Origin of the sequence: Streptococcus sp. 20925_1_44 (assembly GCF_041432435.1) — a bacterium.
In the GTDB taxonomy this organism is placed as follows: Bacteria; Bacillota; Bacilli; order Lactobacillales; family Streptococcaceae; genus Streptococcus; species Streptococcus infantis.
Genome location: NZ_JAPVZQ010000007.1, coordinates 1 through 13,368, shown reverse-complemented (window position 1 = coordinate 13,368; position 13,368 = coordinate 1). Strand labels below are relative to the sequence as shown.

The window sequence follows — 13,368 nt, the reverse complement described above, 5'->3', positions numbered from 1 at the left end:
TACTTTAGAAGTAGTTTGAACTGCTCTCTTTTTTATTCAGGTTTTTCGAGGATGAAAAGTTCTTTTGTTGCGTACTTACTTTCCTTATATCCTAGTGTTTCATAACTGGCAATTACAGAATCATAGACATCGTTTTTCCCTTTTTGTTCTCGTGGAATTACAATATAATCAATTGATGGGTCAGCTTTTCGCTGGTTGTGGTAGAAAATATCGTAAAGGGCTTGATGTTTTCTCAGTGCAGGGGTATAGCCTCCTTCTGCAACGATTGAGGCATCTTCTGGCAGAATTTCTAGGCCATATCTAATTGCATCATATTTGTCCTTGTTTTGTTGGTAATAGGTAATATTAGAAGACCAAGCATGAGTGAAACGATGAAGAAAAGTACCAGAAAAAATAATACCCATAAAAATGACTGAAATCACCATTTTTTCTTTAATGAGTTTGTGTTCTTTCAGGTCTTCTAAAGCTAGCAAGGCCATTATGAAGAGTAAGGCTCCACTGCCATAACTATATTGAAAGCCGATATCGTATTGATAAGGCCAATCCGGCAATAAATTGATAACTACTAAAGGTATAGCTAAAAAATAAGTTGACCAGTTCCGTTGCAATAGTGGTAGGAAGCACATGGGAGCTAACATCAGGAATAAATAGCCTAGTTTTTTAGCCATAAACAAATGGCTAATAGCAAAACTTGGATGAAGAATTAAATTTTTAAATACGGTTAAAATTCCACTTTCATCTTTTAGTAAGAACGCATCGAATCGAGAGACCATCCCGCCTTCTCCGAATGTGCTCAGGATTAACAATGCTAGAGTGAAGTATAGAACTGGCAAAAGGAATTCAGTAATAATTAGCCATTTCTTAGTTTTGGTGGTAAGATTAAAACGTTTCTGGGTTAAGAAGAATATTCCTATGCTGAAGACATAGATAAAGGCATCTTCTTTGACTAAAAGTAGTAGGATAGTGGATATGAGAATCCCCCACTTCTTTTCATTTACTATGAAATAGAATACCCAAAAAATCAAAGGGACCAAGAAACAATTTTCGTGCAGATGATAACCTCCTGCTGTAGTTAATACAGGTAAAAGTACGAACCAAAGAATTGTCAAAATGTTTGCCAATTTCGATAGATTCAATTTGGAGAGAAGCAATCTTAGAGGAATTACTGCAGAGAATACAACCCAAATTTGTAGCACTTCTAAAGTTTCAACATGTGGGAAAAGCTTATAGAAAGGTAACATCAGATAGAAAATGGGTGAGATGTGAACTGCAAAGTGAGATAATACTCGATCGCGCTCGAGTGTTGTGATAGCGCTCAAGTCGGTGCTCATGCGATGAAACATCTGTGAGAATAGACCAATATCAAAGGTAGAACCATCAAAGGTTTTCACTTTATAAACAAAAACGACTGATAGATAGACTACATAGAGAGTGGCTAGTGAAAGTATAACATAGGTTAGTAATTTTCTGTAGCGTTCTAAATATTGCTTAATAGGAGAGTTATGGATTAACAGAAGGACAGCTCCAGATAGAATAGTGGCAAAAATTACAGACCAAATAATGATGTTAAATCGAGTGTCGGCTAGGTTGAAAGTATGAAACTTAAGTGCCGTATCCTGAAAGTTAGAAGTAGCTAAAGTCAAGAGACGGGGTGTTGAAAATACAATTACTAGTAGATATAGTAAGGACAATTTCTCTTTTCTTAGAAAACTACCTGTATATAGCACGAAAGCAGATAATAGCAGCCCTAGAGACAAGAAAAAAGACATACTTTTATAAATGGCTATTAATAGGACAATATTCGTCAACAGGATATTGACTTTGGAAATGCTAAAAGCAGGGATTTTTTCAGTAAAAAGGATCAAGCTGGATCCAACTACAAAAAAGATTCCTAAGCTTAGAGTGGAAATAGGAGCCAAACTGAGAAAAATATCATGGGGAGTCGAAGTTAACAATTCGACCAATATCATCAGAAGATAGGCGCCAATGAGACAAGATGAGTAATAGACTCGTTGTTCTATCAAGTTTGTTAAAACTCGTTTCATATCATAAAAATCCTCCAGCTAATATTCTATCATAAAAAAGTATTTTCTTTAGTTTATGACTGAATTTTTACATGATTTTAGATAGTTTATAAAATATCGCCTCTTGTTTTTAGTGAGAAGCACATAAACTTTCTCCTTAAAAGATGCTTAGGAAAAATATAAAAACATTGAAATATGGAGTGGAGAATAAAAAGTTTAGGAAGAGAGAAGAACAATCATGAAAATCACCTTTTCTGAAAACAAGCCACAACTATACTAAAGCAAGAAAAATCCTTCAAAGGACTTGAAAAATTAGAGAAAATCGGGTATAATATGAGTAATCATTTGTCGTAGGTTTTGTCTGAAATATTGTCCGGACAAGGCTCACAGCAGTTAAATCTCCTGAAAAAAGTCAGATTTAACTGCTCTTTTTGTGCTTTTTTTCGGTATTTTTTGCATCTGTAACAGAGATTTAAAGATTCTGAAAAATTAGTCAAGGGGGATAAGTTGATAGAGGTTTTAGAACCACTAAACGATAATTATTAGCTTAGGCGACTAAGCTTGGAACTTTATTTACAAAGGAGAATCATCTTGGCAGGACATGACGTTCAATACGGGAAACATCGTACCCGTCGTAGTTTTTCAAGAATTAAAGAAGTTCTTGACTTACCAAATTTGATTGAAATTCAAACTGATTCATTTAAAGATTTCCTAGACCATGGTCTGAAGGAAGTGTTTGAAGATGTATTGCCAATTTCAAACTTCACAGAAACAATGGAGTTGGAATTTGTTGGCTACGAAATCAAAGAACCTAAATATACGCTTGAAGAAGCTCGCATCCATGATGCAAGTTATTCAGCACCAATCTTTGTAACTTTCCGCTTGATTAACAAAGAAACTGGCGAAATCAAAACTCAAGAAGTCTTCTTTGGAGATTTCCCAATCATGACTGAGATGGGTACTTTCATCATCAACGGTGGTGAACGTATTATCGTATCACAGTTGGTGCGTTCTCCAGGTGTTTACTTTAATGATAAAGTAGACAAAAACGGTAAAGTGGGCTACGGTTCAACTGTTATCCCTAACCGTGGAGCTTGGTTGGAACTGGAAAGTGACTCAAAAGACATCGCCTATACTCGTATCGACCGTACACGAAAAATTCCATTTACGACTTTAGTTCGTGCACTTGGTTTCTCAGGTGATGATGAAATCTTTGATATCTTTGGGGACAGCGAGTTGGTTCGCAACACTGTTGAAAAAGATATCCATAAAAACCCAATGGACTCTCGTACAGACGAAGCTTTGAAAGAAATTTATGAGCGTCTTCGTCCAGGTGAACCAAAAACTGCTGAGAGTTCACGTACCTTGCTTGTAGCTCGTTTCTTCGACCCACGTCGTTATGACTTGGCAGCTGTTGGACGCTACAAGATTAACAAGAAATTAAATATTAAAACTCGTTTGCTCAACCAAACAATCGCTGAACCATTGGTGGACCCTGAAACTGGTGAAATCTTGGTTGAAAAAGGTACTGTTATGACTCGCGATGTCATCGAAAGCATCGAAAGTCACTTGGATGGCGATTTGAACAAGATTGTCTACACTCCAAATGACTCAGCTGTTTTGACAGAACCAGTTGTTCTTCAAAAATTCAAGGTTGTGGCACCAACTGATCCAGACCGTGTTGTAACAATCATCGGAAATGCAAATCCAGATGATAAAGTTCGCACTATCACTCCGGCAGATATCCTTGCTGAAATGAGCTACTTCCTTAACTTGGCTGAAGGCATCGGTCGTATCGATGATATCGACCACCTCGGAAACCGTCGTATTCGTGCTGTTGGTGAATTGCTTGCCAACCAAGTACGTCTTGGACTTTCACGTATGGAACGTAATGTTCGTGAACGTATGTCTGTTCAAGATAACGAAGTATTGACACCTCAACAAATCATTAACATCCGTCCAGTGACTGCAGCGATCAAAGAATTCTTTGGTTCTTCACAATTGTCACAGTTCATGGACCAACACAACCCACTTTCTGAGTTGTCTCACAAACGTCGTTTGTCTGCCTTAGGGCCTGGCGGTTTGACACGTGACCGCGCTGGATATGAAGTGCGTGACGTGCACTACACTCACTATGGTCGTATGTGTCCAATCGAAACGCCTGAAGGACCAAACATCGGTTTGATCAACAACTTGTCTTCTTACGGACACCTCAACAAGTATGGTTTCATTCAAACACCATACCGTAAGGTTGACCGTGCAACTGGTAAAGTTACCAACGAAATTGTTTGGTTGACTGCCGATGAAGAAGATGAATACACAGTAGCTCAGGCTAACTCTAAATTGAACGCAGATGGAACTTTTGCTGAAAAAGTTGTCATGGGACGTCACCAAGGGGTTAACCAAGAATATCCAGCATCAAGCGTTGACTATATGGACGTTTCTCCTAAACAGGTAGTTGCCGTTGCGACAGCATGTATTCCTTTCTTGGAAAACGATGACTCCAACCGTGCCCTCATGGGAGCCAACATGCAACGTCAGGCTGTTCCGTTGATCGATCCTAAAGCGCCTTTCGTTGGGACTGGTATGGAATACCAAGCAGCCCATGACTCAGGAGCTGCAGTTATTGCACAACATGATGGTAAGGTTACCTATGCGGATGCGGACAAAGTAGAAGTTCGTCGTGAAGATGGATCCCTTGATGTTTACCACATTCAAAAATTCCGTCGTTCAAACTCAGGTACTGCTTATAACCAACGTACCCTTGTTCGAGTTGGCGATGTCATCGAAAAAGGTGACTTTATCGCTGATGGTCCTTCTATGGAAAAAGGTGAAATGGCGCTTGGACAAAACCCAATCGTTGCCTACATGACATGGGAAGGGTACAACTTCGAGGATGCCGTTATCATGAGTGAACGCTTGGTGAAAGACGATGTTTACACATCTGTTCACCTCGAAGAATACGAATCAGAAACACGCGATACAAAGCTTGGGCCTGAAGAAATCACTCGTGAAATTCCAAACGTTGGTGAAGACGCCCTTAAAGACCTTGACGAAATGGGTATCATCCGTATCGGTGCTGAGGTTAAAGAAGGGGATATCCTTGTAGGTAAAGTCACACCTAAGGGTGAAAAAGACCTTTCTGCTGAAGAGCGTCTCTTGCACGCTATCTTCGGTGACAAATCTCGTGAAGTTCGTGACACTTCCCTTCGTGTACCACACGGTGCCGATGGTGTCGTTCGTGATGTTAAAATCTTTACACGTGCAAACGGTGATGAATTGCAATCTGGTGTCAACATGCTGGTTCGCGTATACATCGCACAAAAACGTAAGATTAAGGTCGGAGATAAGATGGCCGGACGTCACGGGAACAAAGGGGTTGTCTCTCGTATCGTTCCTGTAGAAGACATGCCTTACCTTCCAGACGGAACTCCAGTCGATATCATGTTGAACCCACTTGGGGTACCATCACGTATGAATATCGGTCAGGTTATGGAGCTTCACCTTGGTATGGCGGCTCGTACTCTTGGTATTCACATCGCAACACCAGTCTTTGACGGAGCAAGTTCTGAAGACCTTTGGGACACTGTCAAAGAAGCAGGTATGGATAGCGACGCTAAGACTATCCTATACGATGGTCGTACTGGTGAACCATTTGATAACCGTGTGTCAGTTGGTGTCATGTACATGATCAAACTCCACCACATGGTTGATGATAAATTGCACGCTCGTTCAGTTGGACCATACTCAACTGTTACGCAACAACCACTCGGAGGTAAAGCTCAGTTTGGTGGACAACGTTTCGGTGAGATGGAGGTTTGGGCGCTTGAAGCCTATGGTGCGTCAAATGTCCTTCAAGAAATCTTGACTTATAAGTCTGACGATATCAACGGACGTTTGAAAGCTTATGAAGCTATTACAAAAGGAAAACCAATTCCAAAACCAGGTGTTCCAGAATCATTCCGAGTTCTTGTAAAAGAATTGCAATCTCTTGGTCTTGACATGCGTGTCCTTGACGAAGACGATCAAGAAGTGGAACTTCGTGACCTTGATGAAGGAATGGACGAAGATGTCATCCACGTAGATGACCTTGAAAAAGCCCGCGAAAGAGCAGCTCAAGAGGCTAAAGCAGCCTTTGAAGCAGAAGAAAATGCAAAAGCGGAAACAACAGAAGAAGCTGCTGAACAAGAATAAGCAGTTCACTTATAATAGAAAGGGAAGAAATAGTGGTTGATGTAAATCGTTTTAAAAGTATGCAAATCACACTAGCTTCTCCAAGTAAAGTCCGTTCATGGTCTTATGGAGAAGTCAAAAAACCTGAAACAATCAATTACCGTACGTTGAAACCAGAACGTGAAGGACTCTTTGATGAAGTGATCTTTGGTCCTACAAAAGACTGGGAATGTGCTTGTGGTAAATACAAACGCATTCGTTACAGAGGGATTGTTTGTGACCGTTGTGGTGTTGAAGTAACGCGTACAAAAGTTCGTCGTGAACGTATGGGACACATCGAGTTAAAAGCTCCTGTATCTCATATCTGGTATTTCAAGGGGATTCCAAGCCGTATGGGCTTGACCCTTGACATGAGTCCTCGTGCCCTCGAGGAAGTTATCTACTTTGCTGCTTATGTGGTGATTGATCCGAAGGATACTCCACTTGAGCACAAGTCTATCATGACAGAGCGCGAATACCGTGAGCGCTTGCGTGAGTTTGGTCATGGTTCATTCGTTGCCAAGATGGGTGCCGAAGCTATCCAAGACCTCTTGAAGCAAGTAGATCTTGAAAAAGAAATTGCTGAACTCAAAGAAGAGTTGAAAACAGCTACTGGACAAAAACGTGTGAAAGCTATCCGTCGTTTGGATGTTTTGGATGCTTTCCACAAGTCTGGAAACAAGCCTGAATGGATGGTTCTTAACATCCTTCCAGTTATTCCACCAGATCTTCGTCCAATGTTGCAGTTGGATGGTGGCCGTTTTGCCTCATCTGACTTGAACGACCTTTACCGTCGTGTTATTAACCGTAACAATCGTTTGGCTCGTTTGCTTGAGTTGAACGCGCCAGGTATCATCGTTCAAAATGAGAAGCGTATGCTTCAAGAAGCGGTTGACGCTTTGATTGACAATGGCCGTCGTGGTCGTCCGATCACAGGGCCAGGTAGCCGTCCGCTTAAATCATTGAGCCACATGCTCAAAGGGAAGCAAGGACGCTTCCGTCAAAACTTGCTCGGTAAACGTGTTGACTTCTCAGGACGTTCTGTTATCGCCGTTGGTCCAACTCTTAAGATGTACCAATGTGGTGTGCCACGTGAAATGGCAATCGAGCTCTTTAAACCATTCGTTATGCGTGAAATCGTTGCGCGCGATATCGTTCAAAACGTTAAAGCGGCTAAACGCTTGGTAGAACGTGGAGATGAACGTATCTGGGATATCCTCGAAGAAGTTATCAAAGAACACCCAGTACTTCTTAACCGCGCACCTACCCTTCACCGTTTGGGTATCCAAGCCTTTGAACCTGTCTTGATTGACGGTAAAGCCCTTCGCTTGCACCCGCTTGTCTGTGAAGCCTACAATGCCGACTTTGACGGGGACCAAATGGCCATCCACGTACCGCTTTCAGAAGAAGCCCAAGCAGAAGCTCGTATCTTGATGCTTGCTGCTGAGCATATCTTGAACCCTAAAGATGGTAAACCAGTTGTTACTCCATCTCAGGATATGGTTTTAGGTAACTACTACTTGACTATGGAAGAAGCTGGTCGTGAAGGCGAAGGTATGGTCTTCAAAGATCGTGATGAAGCGGTCATGGCTTACCGTAATGGTTATGTTCACCTCCACTCACGTGTTGGTATCGCAACAGATAGCTTGAACAAACCATGGACAGAAGAGCAAAAACACAAAATCTTGCTTACAACTGTTGGTAAAATCCTCTTCAACGATATCATGCCAGAAGGGCTACCTTACTTGCAAGAACCAACTAACGCTAACTTGACAGAAGGTGTTCCGGCTAAGTACTTCTTGCCATTAGGTGGAAATATCAAGGAAGCTATTGAAGGACTTGAAATCAACCCGCCATTCAAGAAGAAAAACCTTGGAAATATCATCGCTGAAATCTTCAAACGTTTCCGTACGACAGAAACATCTGCCCTACTTGACCGCATGAAGAACCTCGGTTACCACCATTCAACTCTTGCAGGTTTGACAGTGGGTATTGCCGATATTCCAGTCGTTGAAGACAAGGCTGAAATCATCGAAGAATCACACAAACGTGTAGAACAAATCACAAAACAATTCCGTCGTGGTATGATCACAGACGACGAGCGCTACAATGCTGTTACAGCTGAATGGCGTGCTGCCCGTGAAAAACTCGAGAAACGTTTGGTTGCCAACCAAGATCCTAAGAACCCTATCGTTATGATGATGGACTCTGGAGCCCGTGGTAACATCTCAAACTTCTCACAGCTTGCCGGTATGCGTGGTCTGATGGCTGCTCCGAACGGACGTATCATGGAATTGCCAATCCTTTCAAACTTCCGCGAAGGTTTGTCAGTACTCGAAATGTTCTTCTCAACTCACGGTGCCCGTAAAGGTATGACCGATACGGCCCTTAAGACAGCCGACTCAGGTTACTTGACTCGTCGTTTGGTTGACGTTGCCCAAGACGTTATCATTCGTGAGGATGACTGTGGAACTGACCGTGGTCTCTTGATCCGTTCTATTACTGAAGGTAAAGAGATGATTGAGTCTCTTGAAGAACGTCTCAATGGTCGTTACACTAAGAAAACTGTTAAACATCCAGAAACTGGTGCAGTTATCATCGGTCCAAATGAATTGATCACAGAAGACAAGGCTCGTGAAATTGTTAATGCCGGTGTTGAAGAAGTAACCATCCGCTCTGTATTTACATGTAACACTCGTCATGGTGTCTGCCGTCACTGTTACGGTATCAACTTGGCGACTGGTGATGCGGTTGAGGTTGGTGAAGCAGTTGGTACAATCGCTGCCCAATCTATCGGGGAACCTGGTACACAGCTTACAATGCGTACCTTCCACACGGGTGGGGTTGCCTCAAATACCGATATCACTCAGGGTCTTCCTCGTGTCCAAGAAATCTTTGAAGCCCGCAATCCTAAAGGGGAAGCGGTTATCACAGAAGTCAAAGGGGAAGTTACAGCAATCGAAGAAGATGCTTCAACTCGTACTAAGAAAGTCTTCGTTAAAGGTGAAACTGGAGAAGGCGAATACGTGGTACCATTCACAGCACGTATGCGTGTAGAAGTTGGCGATCAAATCTCTCGTGGTGCAGCTCTTACAGAAGGTTCTATCCAACCAAAACGTCTCCTTGCTGTACGTGATGTCTTGTCAGTTGAAACTTATCTCCTCGGTGAAGTACAAAAAGTTTACCGTAGCCAAGGGGTAGAAATCGGTGACAAACACATCGAGGTAATGGTTCGTCAAATGATCCGCAAAGTTCGTGTCATGGATCCAGGGGATACAGACCTTCTTATGGGTACTCTCATGGATATCAACGACTTTACAGATGCCAACAAAGATGTTCTTATCGCAGGTGGTGTTCCAGCAACTGGTCGCCCAGTCCTTATGGGAATTACCAAAGCCTCACTTGAAACAAATAGTTTCTTGTCAGCTGCTTCCTTCCAGGAAACAACTCGTGTCCTTACAGATGCGGCTATCCGTGGTAAGAAAGACCATCTCCTTGGTCTCAAGGAAAATGTTATCATCGGTAAGATCATCCCAGCGGGTACTGGTATGGCTCGCTACCGCAACCTTGAACCACAAGCAGTCAACGAAGAATCCCTCCTTGCAGATTCACAAGAAGAGCAAGTGGATGTCCAAGTCGAGACTGTTGAAACAAGTGAATAAACCGATTTATCCAAAAGAGGGGATTTCCCTCTTTTGGTGTGTATAGGTAATGAAAACGTAATGCATATTTTCTTGAAAAAATGGAATAAATGCATATTAGTTTCAACTTTCAAAATAATAAGCATAATGCTTGGTTTTTAAGTACAATAGTGCTAAAATAGAAGCGTTGCATGTTTAGGGTTTTGAAAAAAACAATGCATAAAATATAACAATATATACACTCCCGAAAGGGTGATGGAGGTAAATCATGAAAAATGATCTGTTTAACGACCGAATTAGTCGATTCTCGATCCGTAAGCTTCATGTAGGAGTTTGCTCGGTCTTACTCGGAACGTTGGTAATGCTCGGAACTGCTACAGGTGTCGGAGCTGATGAAGTAACTGAAGAAAAACAAGCTGACGGAGTTGCGGCTACAACAGAAGTAGACAAAGCTGAAACTCCTGTAACTACAGAAGCAGCTCCTGCTAAAGAAGTAACTTATAAAGCAGAAGCAGCCCCTGCAGTTTCTACTGAAGTAAAACCTGAGCTAAATAGCGACAAATTGGCAGCTTACGTTGCTGAAATTGAAGCAAACGTGGCAAATGGCAAATACAGCAACAAGACAGACGAGAGTGTTGAAGTTCTTAAGGTAGGTCTTGCTAATGCTAAAAATGCACTTACTTCTGCTACAAGCCAAGCTGAACTTGACGCAGCTTACCAATCACTTGTAACTATTGTCAATTCTAAACTTAAAAACAAAGAAAAAGCTGTAGCCGAAGAAAAAGTAGCAGCTACTGAAAAGACAGAAGCCACTACAGGTAAACCTGCAGAAAACACAAAGCCAGCTGAAGGCACTAACGCAATCGCAAATACAGGGAAAAACGACCCTCGTAATGGTAAAGAGATTGATAAGAATACTGCCTTCCGTGCAGATGCTGCAACAGCTACTGGAATTGGTGCAGACGTTGTAGACGCAACATCAACTCCAAAGGTTGAAAAACCAGGATATACAACAAATCTTGATGCCAAATCTATGACTAGACAGATTACTTGGTTGGACTTTGGGGATACAGCCAACTGGACGGGTACTACAACAACGTCGAATGGGGATCTTGCCCTTCAAGTTGGTGCCACCTATACTAAGGAAATTATGCCGGGTTACGTGGTAACCGTCAAAGTTAAATCTTTGAAACCCTTCCAAGCAACAGAAATCTACAAAAAGCGCTTAGAAGACCGAGGAGCGACGGCAGCTGAAAAGGCTACCTATGATCCAAATGCCAGAAATGGTTATGTGAGTGGGACTACTGATCAAAAAGCGCTTGCAGAATTGAACGCTGGTCACGAAGCAAAGGTTATTGCCGAGGCTCAAAACCGTTGGACTGAAATTAAATTCGAAGGTATTGATACTGGGACAAAGAAAACTACCATTAGTTCAGAATTAAATGGTGGGAACATTGGAGTCCAGTTTGAAATTTCTGCGACCTTCCGTGGAAAAGTGGTCAAACCTGCCATTGTTATGGCGGATGGGGAATCTGCTAGCATCGGTGAATTGGTTATGTTCACCACAAACGGACAAGGATGGCAACATATAGGGGAATGGAAAAAATCGGTCAGAGGAAATAATGTAACTTATATTCCTCAAGACACAGACAATTTATTTGGTTCGAACCCTTCCACTAAAATAAATGGCATGAATTTCAATAGGATCAACCTTGACCAACTTCGAAGAGCAAATCAAGTTGGGCCAGATAAAAAAGCAGTTGCTTGGAAGTACTTTGGAAGTGCCGATTTAACAACTGGAGGTCTCGGAACAGGGATCTTCGGACCAAATATTTCTGCTGCTGATGTGGATGTTCCTCTTGTTATGACTAGGGGGGCTTCTGAGATTGGTCTTTACATTGCTTCAGGTGGTAAACAGTCTGCTATGCTAGGATTCTTCCCACTTGATGAAGGGGATGCTCCTGAGTCATATGGTAAGGCAGTTCATACCATTGCAACCGTAGACGGTGTTACTGGAGCTAAAGTAAATCAACCGTATCTTGGTAACGTGAGTCCTGATATGGATGAAAACACGACTCTTGACTGGTTCGGTGATGATAAGGCAACTACGGCCGATGAAGGAATTGACCAATTACTTCCAGATGAACTCAAAGGGACAACCAATGAGATGATCAAGATGGACCGTACACGCCCAGGTAACTACAAGATGTCAGTTCAAGCCCATTTGGATGGAGCTTCAGAAGCACATATCTATGGTTGGGTAGACTTTAACCAAAATGGTAAATTCGATGAGGATGAACGCTCAAATCTCGCTACAATCACACAAGATGGTACAGTCGAGTTGACCTTTGCAAACAGCAAGACTTACATCGATCCTAGCGTCAACGAGCTTGGTGCTCGTGTCCGTATTGCTAAGAAAGCTACTGAGATTGAAAGCCCAACGGGTATGGCCTTTTCAGGGGAAGTAGAAGACTTCAAGACTCAAATCACCCACCCACCTAAAGGGGAATTCAAGGAAACTTCTGGTCCTCAAGCTACTAAACAAACAGCAACAGTAACCTTTACAGCACGTGGAGAGCACAAGTATCAACGTAACTCTCAGGCAGTCATCGATGAAACAGTAGCACCATACATCGTTGACAAAGATGGCAATCGTGCAACCCTTGATGCAGACGGTTACTACGTCGTTAAAGGACAAGGTAAGTACAAGATTACTGCTAAAGGTAAAGATGTAGATGTTGAGTTTATTCCTGAGGATAACTTCCTTGGAACTGCTGATGGTATCTCAATCCGTCGTGTAGATAACAACGGTTACGATACTGGTTGGTCATCAAAATTCCCAGACCAAGAACCAAATATTGATGGTCAGTTGAATACCATGGATGGTCAATACGTTCCAACAGTCACTCCGATTGAAATTGAAGGGGTTGACAAGACATCTAAAGATATTCAAGGTGCAACTCAAAAAGAAATACCAACCTTTAACACAACTGCTACTAACTTAAATGGTGACAAGATTGCAGTCACTCCAAGTGCAGAATATCCTGCTAAGTTGGTAGACCCAGCAACTGGTCTTACTACTGATGCGACATCTGTAACAGTAGCAGGAGAAGGAACATACACGATCAATCCTTCAACAGGTGAAGTAACCTTCACTCCAGAACCAAGCTTTGTCGGAACAGCTAAAGGCATTGAAGTTACATTGTCAGCACCAGTTGGTCGAAACAAAGATGGTAAGGTTCAAGAGGAGTACATTAAGACTGCTACAGCTAAGTACACACCAACTGTAGTAGGAGTAACACCAACCGCAACACCAGCAGAAACAAAAGACATCCAAGGTGCAACACAAACAGGTAAACCTGAATTCAAGGGTGGTACAGTTGAAGTTAACGGTGTTGAAAAGACTGTTCCAATCAACGAAGATGTTCCAGCAACATTTGACGATGGTTCAACAACTAAGACAGTAGAAGGCGTTGGTAAATTTACAGTTG

At 42.2% G+C, this 13,368-nt stretch carries 4 protein-coding genes; 3 read left to right on the top strand and 1 reads right to left on the bottom strand.

What is annotated here, in order from left to right; genetic code table 11:
• Nucleotides 1-32: 32 nt before the first annotated feature.
• On the bottom strand, nucleotides 33-2,045 hold the full coding sequence (locus O3643_RS07980; protein ID WP_371501046.1) for a DUF2079 domain-containing protein: 2,013 nt from the start codon (nucleotides 2,043-2,045) through the stop codon (nucleotides 33-35).
• 570 nt (nucleotides 2,046-2,615) lie between these two features.
• On the opposite strand from O3643_RS07980, the gene O3643_RS07975 reads away from it, so the two are divergent.
• The 3 genes from O3643_RS07975 to O3643_RS07965 form a co-directional block, all read left to right on the top strand.
• Complete coding sequence (locus tag O3643_RS07975) at nucleotides 2,616-6,218, top strand: DNA-directed RNA polymerase subunit beta (protein WP_371501044.1); 3,603 nt, start codon at nucleotides 2,616-2,618, stop codon at nucleotides 6,216-6,218.
• A 32-nt stretch (nucleotides 6,219-6,250) separates the two neighbouring features.
• The gene (rpoC, locus tag O3643_RS07970; RefSeq protein ID WP_371501042.1) at nucleotides 6,251-9,898 is read left to right on the top strand and encodes a DNA-directed RNA polymerase subunit beta'; all 3,648 of its coding nucleotides are present in this window, start codon (nucleotides 6,251-6,253) and stop codon (nucleotides 9,896-9,898) included.
• A 247-nt stretch (nucleotides 9,899-10,145) separates the two neighbouring features.
• The coding region (locus tag O3643_RS07965) for a CshA/CshB family fibrillar adhesin-related protein (RefSeq protein ID WP_371501040.1) at nucleotides 10,146-13,368 on the top strand (3,223 nt) is incomplete at its 3' end.